Origin of the sequence: Rhodococcus rhodnii NBRC 100604, assembly GCF_001894925.1 — a bacterium.
GTDB lineage: Bacteria > Actinomycetota > Actinomycetes > Mycobacteriales > Mycobacteriaceae > Rhodococcus_F > Rhodococcus_F rhodnii.
In genome coordinates, this window is the sequence record NZ_BCXD01000003.1 from 170,884 (window position 1) to 186,574 (window position 15,691).

Annotated in this window: 14 protein-coding genes; 12 read left to right on the plus strand and 2 right to left on the minus strand. The window is 71.9% G+C overall.

The features are described from left to right. Window positions 1-73: 73 nt before the first annotated feature. The 3 genes from RR1_RS03035 to RR1_RS03045 are packed head-to-tail and all read left to right on the plus strand — an operon-like array spanning window position 74 to window position 3,557. Window positions 74-1,540, plus strand: a complete 1,467-nt coding sequence (locus RR1_RS03035; RefSeq protein WP_010839690.1) for a FecCD family ABC transporter permease — start codon at window positions 74-76, stop codon at window positions 1,538-1,540. A 53-nt stretch (window positions 1,541-1,593) separates the two neighbouring features. Then, on the plus strand, window positions 1,594-2,670 hold the full coding sequence (locus RR1_RS03040) for a FecCD family ABC transporter permease (protein WP_040774781.1): 1,077 nt from the start codon (window positions 1,594-1,596) through the stop codon (window positions 2,668-2,670). Further along, complete coding sequence (locus RR1_RS03045) at window positions 2,667-3,557, plus strand: ABC transporter ATP-binding protein (RefSeq protein ID WP_010839688.1); 891 nt, start codon at window positions 2,667-2,669, stop codon at window positions 3,555-3,557. The genes RR1_RS03040 and RR1_RS03045 overlap by 4 nt, the downstream gene beginning before the upstream one ends. Here the strand turns inward: RR1_RS03045 and RR1_RS03050 are convergent. Continuing rightward, window positions 3,519-6,068: a phosphatidylglycerol lysyltransferase domain-containing protein gene (locus RR1_RS03050; protein ID WP_174555396.1), complete on the minus strand. Its 2,550-nt coding sequence runs from the start codon at window positions 6,066-6,068 to the stop codon at window positions 3,519-3,521. The genes RR1_RS03045 and RR1_RS03050 overlap by 39 nt on opposite strands. Window positions 6,069-6,289: 221 nt before the next feature. Here RR1_RS03050 and RR1_RS03055 point away from each other — a divergent pair, with 221 nt between their 5' ends. The 6 genes from RR1_RS03055 (at window position 6,290) to RR1_RS03080 (ending at window position 12,692) form a co-directional block, all read left to right on the plus strand. Beyond that, the gene (locus RR1_RS03055) at window positions 6,290-6,718 is read left to right on the plus strand and encodes a BlaI/MecI/CopY family transcriptional regulator (protein ID WP_010839686.1); all 429 of its coding nucleotides are present in this window, start codon (window positions 6,290-6,292) and stop codon (window positions 6,716-6,718) included. A 67-nt stretch (window positions 6,719-6,785) separates the two neighbouring features. Continuing rightward, entirely contained in the window at window positions 6,786-7,772 is a 987-nt protein-coding gene (locus RR1_RS03060; protein ID WP_010839685.1) for a M56 family metallopeptidase, read from the plus strand. A gap of 165 nt (window positions 7,773-7,937) precedes the next feature. Continuing rightward, window positions 7,938-9,407 (plus strand): NADP-dependent phosphogluconate dehydrogenase, encoded by a 1,470-nt coding sequence (gene gnd, locus RR1_RS03065; RefSeq protein ID WP_010839684.1) that lies wholly within the window; start codon window positions 7,938-7,940, stop codon window positions 9,405-9,407. An 11-nt stretch (window positions 9,408-9,418) separates the two neighbouring features. Beyond that, a complete protein-coding gene (locus RR1_RS03070; RefSeq protein WP_010839683.1) occupies window positions 9,419-10,291 on the plus strand; it encodes a DMT family transporter in 873 nt (290 codons plus the stop codon). Window positions 10,292-10,297: 6 nt separating this feature from the next. Next, on the plus strand, window positions 10,298-11,734 hold the full coding sequence (locus RR1_RS03075; RefSeq protein WP_010839682.1) for a GuaB1 family IMP dehydrogenase-related protein: 1,437 nt from the start codon (window positions 10,298-10,300) through the stop codon (window positions 11,732-11,734). A 7-nt stretch (window positions 11,735-11,741) separates the two neighbouring features. Continuing rightward, complete coding sequence (locus RR1_RS03080; RefSeq protein ID WP_010839681.1) at window positions 11,742-12,692, plus strand: hypothetical protein; 951 nt, start codon at window positions 11,742-11,744, stop codon at window positions 12,690-12,692. On the opposite strand, the gene RR1_RS03085 is transcribed toward RR1_RS03080, so the two are convergent. Beyond that, a complete protein-coding gene (locus RR1_RS03085) occupies window positions 12,617-13,327 on the minus strand; it encodes a lysoplasmalogenase (protein ID WP_051111288.1) in 711 nt (236 codons plus the stop codon). The genes RR1_RS03080 and RR1_RS03085 overlap by 76 nt on opposite strands. Window positions 13,328-13,415: 88 nt before the next feature. Here RR1_RS03085 and RR1_RS03090 point away from each other — a divergent pair, with 88 nt between their 5' ends. The 3 genes from RR1_RS03090 to RR1_RS03100 are packed head-to-tail and all read left to right on the plus strand — an operon-like array spanning window position 13,416 to window position 15,687. Then, window positions 13,416-13,883 carry an OsmC family protein gene (locus tag RR1_RS03090; protein ID WP_010839679.1) on the plus strand — a complete coding sequence of 156 codons (468 nt, stop codon included), beginning with the start codon at window positions 13,416-13,418 and terminating at the stop codon, window positions 13,881-13,883. Beyond that, window positions 13,880-14,929: a nucleoside hydrolase gene (locus RR1_RS03095; protein WP_010839678.1), complete on the plus strand. Its 1,050-nt coding sequence runs from the start codon at window positions 13,880-13,882 to the stop codon at window positions 14,927-14,929. Before RR1_RS03090 ends, RR1_RS03095 begins: the two co-directional genes overlap by 4 nt. Before the next feature lie 11 nt (window positions 14,930-14,940). Then, complete coding sequence (locus RR1_RS03100; RefSeq protein WP_010839677.1) at window positions 14,941-15,687, plus strand: TVP38/TMEM64 family protein; 747 nt, start codon at window positions 14,941-14,943, stop codon at window positions 15,685-15,687. Window positions 15,688-15,691: the final 4 nt, after the last annotated feature.

A 15,691-nucleotide genomic window follows, 5' to 3' on the forward strand; every position in this document is an offset into this window, starting at 1 on the left:
AGGTTTCCGTAACCTAAGCATCGAGTGAACCGGCAGTCCCCGAGGAGCACGACATCTTGTCCGAGAGCACCACGTGACCGCGCACGGCCTCGCCGACGGCTCGACCAGCCGTCTCTCCGAGCGCCGCGCCGGATACGACGACATCCCCGAGGGCCCCGCCCCCATGCGGTCGCGCGCGCTCGCCTGGACCGTCGACGCCGGACTCACCGCAGCACCCGTCGTCCTCGGATGGCTCGTGGTGGACTCGCTGCGTGACGCCAACGGCGGCGGCCAGGCCGACCGCTGGATCTTCGGCGCCGTCGCCCTCGTAACGGCCGTCGCCCTCGCGGTCTGGAATCTCGGGCTGCGCGTCGGCGGCACCGGGCAGAGCACCGGAATGCGGTGGGCGGGGGTCCTCGCCCGCGACACCGGCACCCTTGGGCCGATCGGCCGCGACCGGGCTCTGCTGCGCGCGCTGCGCCGCGACGGAATCGAGGTCGTGCGGGAGAAGACCGCGCGCGCCGAGGGATTCACGCCCCACGAGCCCGACGGCGCACCCGCCGCGGTGCGGCGCCGACGCCTCCTCGGCCTACTCGCGCTCCTCGCGATTCTCGTGTTCGCCGTCGTCGCGAGCGTCGCTATCGGTGCGCGTCCGCTGACCATCGCCGAGGTCGCACACGGCGTGTTCGCCGCGGACGGGTCGCAGACCGACGTCATCGTGCAGACGCTGCGCGGACCGCGCACGCTCCTCGCGCTCGTCGTCGGCGCCGCGCTCGGCGTCGCGGGTGCGCTCATCCAGGGCTTCACACGCAACCCGCTCGCGGACGCCGGTCTGCTCGGCCTCAACGCAGGTGCGGCGTTCCTCGTCGTGCTGTCGATGTACCTGTTCTCGTTCACCGCACCGAGCCAGTACCTGTGGTTCGCGTTCGCGGGTGCGTTCTTCGCGAGCATCGTCGTGTTCGGACTGTCCTCGATCGGAGGTGGCGGCGGCAGCCCGCTCGGCCTGGCCCTCGCCGGGGCCGCCGTCGCCTTCTCGCTGCAGGCGCTCACCCAGGCGATCATCGTGCTCGACCAGAACAGCCTCGACTCCTACCGTTTCTGGGTCGTCGGCTCGGTCGCCGGCCGCGGCCTCGACATCTTCTGGACCGTTCTTCCGTTCATCGTCGTCGGCCTTCTGCTCGCGCTCGCGGGAACGCCGGGGCTGAACCTGCTCGGCCTCGGCGACGACGTCGCCCGCTCGCTCGGCTCGAACATCGTCTTCAGCCGCATCGTCGGGGTCGTCGCGATCACCCTGCTCACGGGCGCGGCCACGGCGGCGTGCGGACCGATCGCGTTCATCGGCCTCGTCGTCCCGCACATCGCCCGCGCGATCACCGGGCCCGACTACCGGTGGCTCGTCCCCTACTCGGCGCTGCTGGGCTCCGCGCTGTTGCTCGTCGCCGACGTCCTCGGCCGCGTTCTCGTCCGGCCCGGTGAACTCCAGGTCGGCATCGTGCTCGCCCTGATCGGCGGCCCCTTCTTCGTCGCGCTGGTGCGGCGCCGGAAGCTGGTGTCGCTGTGACGACGACACCGAACACGACCATCGGCGCAGGCGCCACGACGCATGGCGCCGCACTGCCCGCGCCGGGCGGGCACACGCGGCTCCCCCGGCGGGCGCTGCGCGTCGGCCCGCTCTCGGTCGTGCTGCGGCCGCTCGCGATCGGCGTCAACCTCGCGCTGCTCGCCGCGCTCGTCGTCCTGTTCTGCCTCGAGATCGGACTCGGCGACTATCCGATGTCGATCCCCGAGGTCCTCGCCGTCCTCGCGGGCGGGGGAACCCGGGCGCAGCAGTTCATCGTGCACGACCTGCGGTTGCCGCGTGCGCTCACGGCGCTGCTCATCGGCGTCGCGCTCGCGATCGCGGGTGCGCTCACCCAGTCGGTCTCGCGCAATCCGCTCGCCAGCCCGGACATTCTCGGCATCACCGCCGGTGCGAGCGCCGCTGCGGTCGCGCTGCTCGTCCTCGGTGGCGGCGGCGCCTTCGTCGGTGCCCTCGCGATGCTCGGCCTCCCCCTCGCCGCACTCGCCGGTGCCCTCGCGACGGGCGCCGCGATCTATCTGCTCTCGTGGCGCCGCGGCGTCGAGGGCTATCGCTTGATCCTCGTCGGTATCGGGATCAACGCGATGCTCGTGGCCGTCACCGGCTGGGTCATGGTCTCGGGCGACATCAACGACGTCTCCCGCGCGCAGGTGTGGCTCAACGGCTCCGTCGCGAGCGCGAACTGGTCGGCGGTGTGGCCGCTCGCCGTGGCGGTCGCCGTGCTCGGCGCGATCGCCCTCGCCGGCACCTTCACGCTCGGCGTCCTCCGGCTCGGCGACGAGAACGCCGCGTCGCTCGGCATCCGGCTCCAGGCCGCGCAGGGCGCGATGCTCCTCGTCGCCGTCGTGCTTGCCGCCGTCGCGACCGCGGCGGCCGGGCCCGTCGGATTCGTCGCGCTCGCCGCCCCGCAGATCGCCGTCCGGCTCACCCGCGCGTCGGGGCCGCCCGTCGTCGCGTCCGCCCTCACCGGCGCGGTCCTCGTCGTGGGCGCCGACCTGATCGCGCGCACCGTGCTGCCGGTCGAGTTGCCCGTCGGCATCGTGACGTCCGCCCTCGGCGGCCCGTTCCTGCTCTATCTCCTCGTCCGCAACAATCGAAAGGTGACGGCATGAGTGCACCCACACGGCCGGACGCAGAAGTCTCCAGCGCGCACACCCTGCGCGCCGACGCCCTGCGACTCGGTTACGGCGACCGCGTCGTCATCGACCGGCTCGATCTCACGGTGCGGACCGGCGTCGTCACCACGATCATCGGCCCCAACGGCTGCGGCAAGTCGACCCTGCTGCGCGCACTCGGCCGGCTCTCGAAGCCGCGCTCGGGGTCGGTCCTGCTCGACGGCAAGGCGATCGGGACGATGAAGACCAAGGAGGTCGCGCGCGTCCTCGGAATGCTGCCGCAGGCGCCGATCGCGCCCGACGGCATCCTCGTCGCCGACCTCGTGGCACGCGGGCGCCACCCGCACCAGTCGTGGCTGCGGCAGTGGTCGTCCGACGACGAGACCGAGGTGACGGCGGCGCTCGAGCTCACCGGCATCGCCGACCTCGCGGACCGCCGTGTCGACGAGCTCTCCGGCGGGCAGCGGCAGCGCGCGTGGATCTCGATGGCGCTCGCGCAGGGCACCGACATCCTGCTTCTCGACGAGCCGACGACGTACCTGGATCTCGCGCACTCGATGGAGGTCCTCGACCTCGTCGACCGGCTCCACGAGGAGTACGGCCGCACCGTCGTCATGGTGCTGCACGATCTCAATCTCGCGGTCCGCTACAGCGACGAACTCGTCGTCATGAAGGAGGGCGCGATCGTCGCGTCGGGTCCGCCGTCCGAGGTCGTCACCGCGGAACTGCTCCGCGACGTCTTCGGCCTGGAGGCGACCGTGATCGACGATCCGGTGTCCGACCGCCCGCTCGTCGTCCCCGTCGGGACGCGGCACGTCTACGGCTCGGTCGGCGGACCCGTCCGGTCAGCGCCTGCCACCGACGACCGACCTCACCAGCCGTAGTCCCTGGCCGAACGACATGTCCGGCAGGTACGCGCGGCCCACGGCGTTGCCGATGCTCGGCAACGCCGCCGGGTCCGGGTACGCGAGGTACAGCGACTCGTAGCGGGGCTTGAACTTCGCCTTGAACGCGAGCAGCGACCGGAACCCGTAGACGGGTTCGAGGGTCCGGCCGAGCAGATCGAGGACGCCGCCGAGCACCGACGTGAGCGCGCCCGAGTCCGCGCCGCGCTCCGCGTCCGGCTCGTCCTCGATCTTGGCGAGCGGTGCACCCGACAGGCTCACGAACTCGTACCCCTCGCGTTCGAGGTCGAGCGCCGCCGACGCGATGAGGAACTCCATCGCGGGACGGAAGCCGTCGGCGCGGCGCCGCATGAAGTCGAGCGTCCATCCCACGATCTCGCCGTCGCGGTACACCGGCAGCCACGAGGTGACGCCGTGGACGGTGCGGTCGGCGTCGACGGCGAGCAGGCACCGCACCTGCGGGTCGTCGATCTCGTCGATACCGCCGAGCGTGAACCCCATCTCGGGCATGTCCTTGTCGGCGACCCATTCCTCCGAGATCGCGGTGATCTGGTCGGTGAGCGCGAGCGGCGCCGACGGGAAACGGACCCACTCGGCCGCGATGCCCTGTTTGCGCGCCTTGTTCAGCGCCGTCCTGATGTCCTGGAAGCGCTTGCCGGTGAACGCGATCGACCCGAGATCGAGGACCGTCTCCTCCGCGACCCGGATCGCACCCCACCCGAGGCCCGCTGCGGCGGCGCGCGTCTCCTCGGTGACCGAGTAGAAGCACGGCGTCCATCCGTTCGCCGCGGCGAACTCCGCGAAATGCACGATCGACGACCGCAGGCGGTCGGGTGGCCCGACAGGATCGCCTGTCGTGAGGGCGACGCCGCCGATCACGCGGTACGCGACGTAGGAGCGGCCGTCGGGGCCGAACCAGTAGCTGTTGCCGTCCCAGGTCGTCATCCACGCCAGCGGGCTGCCGGTCGAGGAGCTCAGCAGCTCGCGGGCGCGCTGCGAGTCGGTGTCGCTGCCCGCGGCCGGCGACAGGAACGTCGCGAGGACCAGCACGCAGGCGAGGACCCAGAACACGACGCCGGTCCACTCGTAGAGGAACGTCGCGACGACCGACACCGGCAGCACCGACGGATCGAGCCACTGCAGATAGACGGGTGGCACGAACTGCTCGAAGACGTGGCCGAGCAGCGTCGCGGCACCCGGCGGCCGGTCGAAGCCGTCGCGGTCCAGAAGCGCCCCGAGCACGTACACCGAGGCGAGGGCGAGCGCCACGAGCGCGATCCGCGTCCAGAACCGCCGGTAGGTGCCGCGCGGCGCACGGACGTCGAACCAGCGCCGGGTGGAGAGCAGGATGGCGAGGACGACGGCGGGCACCAGGAACGGGGCGAAGGTGCGGTAGAGGTTCGGATCGTCGAGCCCGTAGAACAGCGTCGAGCGGTCGGTCGCGGACACGTAGCGGACGAGGTAGTTGCCCAGGGAGGCCGCCAGCAGCACCAGTTGCGCGACGGCGGTGGCCCACCACGCGAAGCGCCTGCCGCGGCGCAGCCCGTCGGCGAGCGCGACGACGAACAACGGCGGAAGGATCGACAGCAGCGTCGGGCCGATCCCCGAGAACCGAAGCTCGAGCAACCCGCGACGGCAGTCCGGATCGGTCGCCGACGCCACGCACAACTCGCGCACCTCGGGCGCCGTCCACATCGTGCTGCGCACCATCTCGCTCAGCACGGCCAGCGGCCCGACGGCATCCGGCGAGAGCGCGGCGACGACCGGCCCGAGTGCGCCCGCCGCAACGACGATCGCGACGAGCACCCGGCCCTCGCGCCGCGTGCCCGAGATCCGCGGCCCGCGCGCGGAACGGCCCACGAGCCACACGCCCACCACGAGCCCGACGACGGCCGCGAGCACCCGGAAGACGTCCTGCAGTTGCCCGCCGAACAGCGCGAGCGTGAGCGTGAACGCGAGGACGGCGACCCGGATCCGGCGCCGCCACAGGGTTCCCATGTGCGCGGTGGCCGCCATGAGCGCACCGAGGATCCACGGCCCGGGGCCGATGGCGACGCCGAGGTGCAGCCGGAACCCCCAGCTCTCGTCGAGCAGCCGCATCGCGCCGGCGAACCCGAGCGTGAGCAGGGCGCCGAGCACCTGGGACACGAGTGCTGCGACCGCGAACCTGCCCGACCCGATCCGGCGTTCGACGGGAACCGCGACGGCGAGCACGAGAATCGTCGCCACGACGTACGCGAGCAGCCCGTGCGCCCACAGCCCCGACGTGACGACCACCCACAGGTGCCCGTGTTCGACCGGGCCGACACCGAGCCCGACGCGCGGTGCGAGCCAGTGCGACGGGCCGTGCAGGACCGACCCGGAGACGACGGCCGCCACCCAGAGGGCGACGAGGAACGCGAGCGAGACCGGTGCGCGCCCCAGCGCCGCGACGACACGTCGCGCGCGGACGGTGACCTGCGCCAACGCCGCCGGGACCGCGTCCGGAATCGCCTCGTCGCGAGGACGATCGCCCTTCGTTCCTGCGCTCACGGCGCGAGCGTAGTACGCGCGCAGGCATGTCGCGGGAAAGAAGCACACGAGAAACGGGCCTTCGCGGGCCGCCTATGCGGGCGAAGTGGAGTCCGACGTGACGATTACCACAAGACGACCTGGGCTTTTACTACCAGGGGTAGTACGACGCAGGCCGCAGACGTACGTAGAATCGCTGCATGGCTGGACTAGGCGAACTCGAACGTGCGGTGATGGACCATCTCTGGGAGTCCTCGGAGCCCCAGACGGTGCGGCAGGTGCACGAGGCACTCTCGGCGCGCCGCGAACTCGCGTACACGACCGTCATGACGGTGCTGCAGCGACTCGCGAAGAAGGACCTCGTCGTCCAGCGTCGCGACGACCGCGCGCACCGGTACCTCCCCGTGCACCGCCGCGAGGAACTCGTCGCGAGTCTCATGGTCGACGCACTGCAGCAGGCGGACCGTTCGGGCTCGCGGCAGGCGGCCCTCGTCCACTTCGTCGAGCAGGTCGGTGCCGACGAGGCCGCGGCCCTGCGCGAGGCGCTCGCGGCCCTCGAGACCCGCGAAACGTCGCGGCCCTCGATCCGTGCCGTGCCCGACGGCGATCCGTCTCGACGCGTGAGCTGACCTACTCGTCCACTCGGCCCGACCGTCTCGTCGCCACAGCGGGACGCTCGTGCATGATGGGGGTGCCATGAACACGACTGCGTTGGTCTTCGGACTGCTCGCGCTGCTGCTCGCCGGCCCCGTTCCCGCGCTGCTGGCACGCGCGTCCTGGCCGCACCGCACACCGCGGGCGGCCCTCGTGTTGTGGCAGGCCGTCGCACTGGCCGCCGTGCTCTCCGCGTTCAGCGCCGGGCTCGCGATCGCCAGCCAGCTCCTCGTTCCCGGTCCCGACGGCCGCCCGACCACAGCGCCGCTCGCCGAGATCGACGCACTCGGCCTCCCCCTGTGGATCACCTACGTCACCGTCTTCGCGCTGACCCTGCTCATCGGTGCGCGGCTGATGTTCTCGATCGTCCGCGTCGGGGTGCGCACGCGCCGCCGCCGCGCCCGCCACCGCACCCTCGTCGACATCCTCGATCGCTGCGACACGAGCGAGATCACCGATCACACCCACGCGGCCGAGGTACTCGCCCACACGCCGGATCTGCGGGTGCTCGATCTCGCCGATCCCATCGCCTACTGCCTGCCGGGGCTCCGGCAGCGCGTCGTCCTCAGCCAGGGCACGCTCGCGAACCTCTCGCACGACGAACTGCGCGCGATCCTCACTCACGAGCGCTCCCATCTGCGTGCCCGCCACGATCTCGTCCTCGAGGCGTTCACCGCCGTGAACGACGCCTTCCCCCGCTTCGTCCGCAGCCGCTCCGCGCTCGGCGCCGTCCAGATGCTCGTCGAGATGCTCGCGGACGATCAGGCCGTCCGCGCGACGGGTCCCACCCACCTCGCGCGGGCCCTCGTCACGTGCTCGTCGGCGGCGGCGCCGCGCGGCGCGATGGCCGCGGGCGGACCGACCACGCTGCTGCGCATCCAGCGACTGGCGGGCGCCGAACGCGACACCCGTGCCCTCTCGCTCGCGGCGTACGCGGCATCGGCCGCGATCCTCGTCGTCCCCACGATCGCCGTCGCCGTTCCGTGGCTCACCGAACTCGGCCGGCTGTTCCGCGCCGGCGGACTCTGACGCCCACTCCCGCGAATCCCCGGCCACCACGCGCGTGAAGCGCGCGGTGGCCGTGTGCCATGCTCCCCGAGAGAGTTTCGCGGCTCGCCGCACGCCGTGGCGCGCCGCACGCGGCATTTTCGGCAACGTTTCACCTGGCATACTCCGAGAGGGAAAGCTGTAGGAATGAGCAACGAGACACCCCAGAATCACGGCGGACAGCAGCGTCTCGCGCAGATCGGCGTCACCGGTCTCGCCGTCATGGGATCGAACATCGCCCGCAACTTCGCGCGCAACGGCTACACCGTCGCCCTGCACAATCGCTCGATCGGCAAGACCGATGCACTGCTCGATCAGCACGGTGGCGACGGCGATTTCGTCCGCACCGAATCGATCTCCGAGTTCGTCGGGGCCCTCGAGAAGCCGCGCCGCGTCCTGATCATGGTGAAGGCCGGCGACGCCACCGATCAGGTGATCGACGAGCTCGCGGCCGTCATGGACGAGGGCGACATCATCATCGACGGCGGCAACGCCCTGTACACCGACACGATGCGGCGCGAGGCGGCGATGGCCCAGCGCGGCCTCAACTTCGTCGGTGCAGGAATCTCGGGCGGCGAGGAGGGCGCGCTCAACGGTCCGTCGATCATGCCCGGTGGACCCGCCGTCTCGTACGAGTCGCTCGGTCCGATGCTCGAGAAGATCTCGGCGCACGTCGACGGCACACCGTGCTGCACCCACGTCGGACCCAACGGTGCCGGCCACTTCGTCAAGATGGTCCACAACGGCATCGAGTACGCCGACATGCAGCTCATCGGCGAGGCCTACAACCTGCTGCGCAACACGCTCGGGCTCGGCACCGACCGCATCGCGGACATCTTCGCGGAGTGGAACGGCGGCGAGCTCGAGAGCTACCTCATCGAGATCACCGCGGAAGTTCTGCGCCAGAAGGACGCCGCCGGCACACCGCTCGTCGACGTCATCGTCGATGCGGCCGAGCAGAAGGGCACCGGCCGGTGGACGGTGAAGTCGGCGCTCGATCTCGGTGTCCCCGTGACCGGCATCGCCGAGGCCGTGTTCGCGCGGGCCCTGTCGGGTCATCGCGAGCAGCGCGCGGCGGCGCGGGGCCTCGAGTCCGGCACCCTCGCGGCGCCGCCGACCGACGTCGACCAGTTCACCGAGGACATCCGGCGCGCGCTCTACGCGTCGAAGATCGTCGCGTACGCGCAGGGCTTCGATCAGATCCGCGCGGGCAGCGTCGAATACGACTGGAACATCGCGCCCGGCGACATGGCGACGATCTGGCGCGGTGGCTGCATCATCCGCGCGCGGTTCCTCAACCGCATCAAGGAGGCCTACGAGCGGAACCCGGAGCTGACGACGCTCGTCGTCGAGCCCTACTTCCGCGACGCGATCGCCGACGGCATCGACAGCTGGCGCCGGGTGGTCTCCGTCGCGACGACACTCGGCGTCCCCGTCCCCGCGTTCGCGTCGTCGCTGTCGTACTACGACGGACTGCGCGCGGACCGGCTCCCCGCAGCGCTGACGCAGGCTCAGCGCGACTACTTCGGCGCCCACACCTACGAGCGCGTCGACGCCGAGCCGGGCGCGAAGTTCCACACGCTCTGGAGCGGCGACCGCAGCGAAGTCCGGGCCTGACGGACCCCGCCGTGCTGTCGGTCGCGTGCGCCGTCGTCGCCGCGCTGCTGTTCGCGATCGCCTCGGTCGCCCAGCAGCGCGAGGCGGCGAGCGCCGCGGCCGCGTCGGGCGAAGCGAACCTGCTGCGGACGCTGATCCGCAGCCCGCGGTGGTGGGCGGGTCTCGCCGGTGACGGCGGCGGCTATCTGTTCCAGGCCGCCGCCCTCGCGTTCGGGTCGGTTCTCGTCGTGCAGCCGCTGCTCACCGCCTCCCTGCTGTTCGCGTTGCCGCTGTCGGCGTGGTTCGCGCGCACGCCCGTCGGCCGGACGGCGTGGCTGCTCGCGGGCACCCTCGCCGTCGCGCTCGCGGTGTTCCTCGTCGTCGGTGATCCGACCGAACAGCAACGCGATCCGGGCTTTCCGCAGTGGGCGCCCGCGCTCGCCGTCGTCGGCGTCGTGGTCGTCGCGGCCTGCGCCGCGGGCCTGGCCCCGCTCGCGCCCCGTGTGCGGGCACTCGGCTTCGGCGTCGCGTGCGGCACCCTCTACGGCGTCGCGGCGGCCCTGACGAAGCACGTCGTCGACCAGTTCGAGCACGGCGTGTTCTCGGCGCTCACCGGATGGCAGACGTGGCTGCTCGTCGGGTGCGGAGCGGCCGGGGTCTACCTGCAGCAGCGCGCTTTCGCCGCAGGGCCGCTCACCGCGTCGCTGCCCGCCCTCACCATCGCCGAACCCCTCGCCGCGGTCTTCCTCGGCGTGACCGTGCTCGGCGAGCACCTGCACACCGGAACGGCGGGCACCGTGGTCGTCGCGATCGCGATCGTCGTCATGATCGTCGCGACGGTGGCCCTCTCACGAGCCCGCGCGGAGGTGAGCGTCGGCACACCCCCGGCGGCCCCGGTATCGTAGGGACACGTGCAATTCCTCGACGGCCACGCGCCCGCCCACGACCTGACCTACGACGACGTGTTCATGGTCCCCCAGCACACCGAGGTGACCTCGCGTTTCGACGTCGATCTCGCCACCGTCGACGGCTCGGGCACCACCATTCCGCTCGTCGTCGCCAACATGACCGCCGTCGCCGGCCGCCGCATGGCCGAAACGGTCGCGCGCCGCGGCGGACTCGTCGTGCTCCCGCAGGATCTGCCGGGCGACGCCGTCGCCGACACCGTCTCGTTCGTCAAGAGCCGTCACCTCGTCGCCGACTCCCCCGTCGTGCTCGGACCCGACGCCGCCGTGTCCGACGCGCTCGCGCTCGTCTCCAAGCGTGCCCACGGCGCCGTCGTGGTCGTCGACGACGGCCGCGCCGTCGGTCTCGTCACCGAGGCGGCGTGCGCCGACGTCGACCGGTTCACGCGGCTGCGCGCCGTCATGATCACCCACTTCGTCACCGCCCGCGTCGACACGTCGCCGCGCGACGTCTTCGATCTGCTCGACGCCGCCCACGAGGACGTCGCCGTCCTCACCGATCACGACGGCGCCCTCGCGGGGGTGCTCACCCGCACCGGCGCGCTGCGCGCCGAGCTGTACCGGCCCGCCGTGGACGCGCAGTCGCGGCTGCGGGTCGCGGCCGCGGTCGGGGTCAACGGCGACGTCGCCGCGAAGGCGAAGGAACTCGTCGACGCCGGCGTCGACACCCTCGTCCTCGACACCGCGCACGGCCACCAGCAGAAGATGATCGACGCCCTCACCCTCGTGCGGGGACTCGATCTCGGCGTCCCGCTCGTCGCGGGCAACGTGGTCTCCGCAGCGGGCACCCGCGATCTCGTCGCCGCGGGCGCCGACATCGTCAAGGTCGGCGTGGGCCCCGGCGCGATGTGCACGACCCGCATGATGACCGGTGTCGGACGGCCGCAGTTCTCGGCGGTGTACGAGTGCGCACAGGAGGCGCGCGCGTTCGGCGCCCACGTGTGGGCCGACGGCGGCGTGCGTCACCCGCGCGACGTCGCCCTCGCGCTGGCGGCGGGCGCGTCGAACGTCATGATCGGCTCGTGGTTCGCCGGCACCTACGAGTCACCGGGCGACCTGCTCCACGACCGCTCCGGCGCCGCGTACAAGGAGAGCTTCGGCATGGCGTCCAAGCGCGCCGTCGCCGCCAGGACGAGCACCGACACCGCCTTCGACCGCGCCCGCAAGGGATTGTTCGAGGAGGGCATCTCGTCGTCGCGGATGCGGCTCGACCCCGAGCGTCCCGGCGTCGAGGACCTCATCGACCACATCTGCTCCGGCGTCCGCAGCACGTGCACCTACGCGGGTGCCCGCACGATCCCCGAACTGCACGAACGGGCGATCGTCGGCATCCAGTCGGCCGCCGGATTCGCGGAGGGCCGGCCGCTGCCGACGGGATGGTGACGCTCCGATGACCGACGGGGAGGCGGCACAGGCGACGGCGGCACACGTCGTGCTGGACCGGGAGGAGTGGACGGCGCGACGCGACGCCCACGACGCCCGCGCCGCTCGATACACCGAGCCGCACGTGGCGCGGCGCGCCGCCGGAATCCGCCACCCAATCGAGGACTTCCTGTTCACCTACTACAGCAACTCGCCGGGCCGGTTGCGCCGGTGGCACCCCGGCCACGGCGTGGCCCTCGCCGACGCCGACGAGTACGCGGAGCGCAGCGGGTACGGGAGGGCCGGCGGCGGCCTGGTCGCCGTCACCGACGCGACGTTGCGCAAGCGGCTCGATGCCGTGCGGTTCGTCGCCGATCTGCTCGCCGCGACGGCGTCACGTCCCGCCGTGCTCGGGTGCTTCGGGCTGCACGAGTGGGCGATGGTCTACCGCGCGGGCGTCGGGACGAATCCCGACGTCCGTCACGAGCAGGTGCCGCTGCGCCTCTCGCGCGCCGACACCGACGCCGTCGTCGAGTCGCTGCCGTTGCGCTGCACGCATTTCGACGCGTTCCGTTTCTTCACTCCCGACGCGGCGCCACGCAACGAGCGCACGCTCGTGCGCGAGGACCAGCTCGCCTCGGAGCAGCCGGGCTGCCTGCACGCCGGGATGGACCTCTACAAGTGGGCGTACAAACTCGTGCCGCTGGTCGACTCCGAACTCGTGATGGACTGCTTCGAGCATGCGCTTGCGACGCGCGAACTCGACATGGCGGCGAGCCCCTACGATCTGCGCGAGTACGGCCGCGACCCGGTGCGCATCGAGGAGCCCGCGGGCCGCGCGGAGTACGTGCGGCGGCAACAGGAGCTCGCGCGCGACGCGAGCGTCCTGCGGGAGAGGCTGGGTCAGCGCTGCGCGACGCTGCTCGGTGCGGCGGAGCGTCGCGAGTGCTCGATCACGGCGACCGACAGCAGCGTCTGAGCGCCGATGTAGGTCGCCATGATCCACAACCCCGTCGCGGGCGGGGTGAACCACACCGCGAACGCGTCGAGCGCGATCATCGCGTCCGAGACGAAGAACAGCGCGCCGCCCACGGCACCGGCCCTGCCGAGACCTGTCGCGAGCACCGCCATCGTCGCGAGGACCACGCCGTACACGAGCGCCGGGACGAGCAGCGAGCCCGCGCCCGCGGCACATCCGGCGACGAGCGCGACGACCGCGGCGCCGTATCCCGCGACGACGCCGGGGGCGCGGCGCAGCACCGACTCGTGCCGATACGGCGTGAACCCGGCGATGTAGGCCAGCTGCGCGAGCAGGAAGAACCCGATCATCGTGAGGAACGCGGTGTCGCCGCTCGCGAAATCGGGGGCGACGTCGCCGAGCCACGACAGCGCGAGCCCCGCGAGCATCCACCGCACGAGCCGGGTGCGGCCTCCGGTCTCGGCCGCGACCATCGCCGCCAGCGCGGGCATGAGCAGCCACTGCGACGCCTCGGCGACCGTCGTCGCCGACGCGAGCTGCGCCGCCAGGTGGACCCCCGACACCGCGCCGAGTACTCCTGCAGCGATTCGTCCGGCCCGGGTCCGCAGGATTCGGCGTGCACGGCGTGTGACCATCGTCTCATCGTAGTGAGCATCCCGGTGTCGCGCCCGCACACACCGGGGATCTCCGCACACGCGATCGCAGAGATGCCACAGTGAGGGGATGAGCACGCACTCGTACTCGCTCACCGTCACGTGGACCGGAGACAGGGGCGACGGGACGACGTCCCTCACCGCCTACGATCGCGACCACGTCGTGTCGGCGACGGGCAAACCCGACCTGCCGGGCAGCGCCGACACCGCGTTTCGCGGCGACCCGACCCGCTGGAATCCCGAGGAACTACTCGTCGCGTCGCTGTCCCAGTGCCACATGCTGTGGTATCTCGGTCTCGCGGCGAGCGCGGGAATCGTCGTCGTCGGATACCGGGACCAGCCCTCGGGCACGATGACCGAACTGCCGGACGGCGCCGGGCAGTTCGACGACGTGACGCTGCGGCCGGTCGTGACCGTCACCGAGGCGGCCGTGGCCGAACGTGCGCGTGCACTCCACGCCGACGCGCACGAGAAGTGCTTCATCGCGCGGTCGGTCGCGTTCCCCGTCCACCACGAGCCGACGGTGCTGGTCGCGTGAGCACGCCGCTGCTCGTCGACGTCGACACCGGAATCGACGACTCGCTCGCCCTGCTGTACCTGCTCGCCTCGCCGGAAGCCGAGGTACGCGGCATCGTCGCGACCGCGGGCAACGTCCCCGTGGCGCAGGTCGCGACGAACACCCTCGCGTGGCTCGACCTCTGCGGCGCCGACGACGTCGAGGTCGCACTCGGCGCCGCGACGCCTCTCACCATCCCGCTCCGCACCACCGAGGACACCCACGGCCCGTACGGCGTCGGGCACGCGGTGCTGCCGCCACCGCGGCGCACGACGTCGCCGCAGAGCGGTGCGCAACTGTGGATCGACGTGGCGCGGGCACACCCCGGCGAGGTCACCGGTCTCGTCACCGGCCCGCTGACGACGCTGGCCCTCGCCGTACGCGCCGAACCGGAACTGCCGAAGTTGCTGCAGCGCATCGTCGTCATGGGCGGCGCCTTCGGCCACCCCGGCAACACGACACCCACGGCCGAATGGAACATCTCGGTCGACCCCGAAGCGGCGGCCGAGGTGTTCGCGGCGTTCTCCGGCCTCCCCGCGGGACGGCGGCCCGTGATCTGCGGGCTCGACGTCACCGAGACCATCGAGATGCGGCCCGAGCACCTGCGGCTGCTCGCCGTCCGGTCGGGAAGCGCACCGCCGGAACTGCTCTCCCCCGACGATCCGCCCACCGTCCGCTCGCGCGCCTCGAACCCGATCGTGCGTCACCTGTCGGACGCGATCCGGTTCTACATGGACTTCCACCGCACCCACGATCAGGGCTACCTCGCGCACATGCACGACCCGTTCGCAGCCGCCTTCGCGCTCGGCCGGGTTCCCGTGACGATGCGGCCCGCGACGGTCGACGTCGAACTCGCCGGCAGCCTCACCCGGGGTATGACGGTCGCGGACTGGGTCGGCCACTGGGGACGCGAACCGAACGCCGACATCGTGACCGCGACCGACCCCGTCGCCTTCTTCGAGGACCTCGTCGAACGTGTGGGGAACCTCGCCCGCACGCGCGGGTCCGCGGCGATCGTCGCAGGGTAGGCTCGCTAGTCGTGTTCCGTCTCGCACGGCTCGTTCCCCGCATCTCCCGGCCTCGTGTCTCCCGGATTCTCCGCGATCGTCGTGCCCTCGCGGCGCTGGGCGCTCTCGTCGTCGCCGTGATCGTCGTCCTGACCGTGCCGATGCCGACGGTCGCCGCGATCCGGGAGTGGGCCGATCACGCGGGTCCGCTGCTGCCCGTGCTGTTCGTCGTGGCCCACGCCCTCGTGACCATCCTGCCGTTCCCCCGAACGGTGTTCACGCTCAGCGCGGGGGTGCTGTTCGGCCCGCTGCTGGGTCTCGCTCTCACCATCGTCGCAACGACGCTGAGCGCGGTCGCCGCCCTGCTGCTGGTGCGCGCGATCGGACGCAAGGCGGTGTGGCAGCACCTGTCGCATCCCGCGGTCCGCCGCGTCGACGCGCACCTCGTCCGTCGCGGCGCGCTCGCCGTCGCGTCGTTGCGGCTCATCGCGTTCGTGCCGTTCGCCGTCGTGAACTACGTCGCGGGAGTGTCGTCGGTGCGGGCGCTGCCCTACACGATCGCGACCCTGGTCGGCATCGTCCCCGGGACGGCCGCGGTGGTGATTCTCGGCGACGCCGCCGCCGGCGGCACCCATCCCGGGCTGCTGGCGATCTCGGTGGTGTGTGTGATCGTGGGCATGTCGGGACTCGTGTTCGACCTGCGGCGGGCGTCGCACATGCCCGATCCCGGCAGCGACACCGAGATCACCCCGCCGCGCAAGACAAGCCCTCAAGGTTGATATC

Coding starts and splice junctions, on each gene's coding strand:
- RR1_RS03090 (WP_010839679.1), top strand. CDS start 13,416: ATGAGCACGCACTCGTACTCGCTCACCGTCACGTGGACCGGAGACAGG.
- RR1_RS03045 (WP_010839688.1), top strand. CDS start 2,667: ATGAGTGCACCCACACGGCCGGACGCAGAAGTCTCCAGCGCGCACACC.
- RR1_RS03060 (WP_010839685.1), top strand. CDS start 6,786: ATGAACACGACTGCGTTGGTCTTCGGACTGCTCGCGCTGCTGCTCGCC.
- RR1_RS03080 (WP_010839681.1), top strand. CDS start 11,742: ATGACCGACGGGGAGGCGGCACAGGCGACGGCGGCACACGTCGTGCTG.
- RR1_RS03085 (WP_051111288.1), bottom strand. CDS start 13,327: ATGGTCACACGCCGTGCACGCCGAATCCTGCGGACCCGGGCCGGACGA.
- gnd (WP_010839684.1), top strand. CDS start 7,938: ATGAGCAACGAGACACCCCAGAATCACGGCGGACAGCAGCGTCTCGCG.
- RR1_RS03055 (WP_010839686.1), top strand. CDS start 6,290: ATGGCTGGACTAGGCGAACTCGAACGTGCGGTGATGGACCATCTCTGG.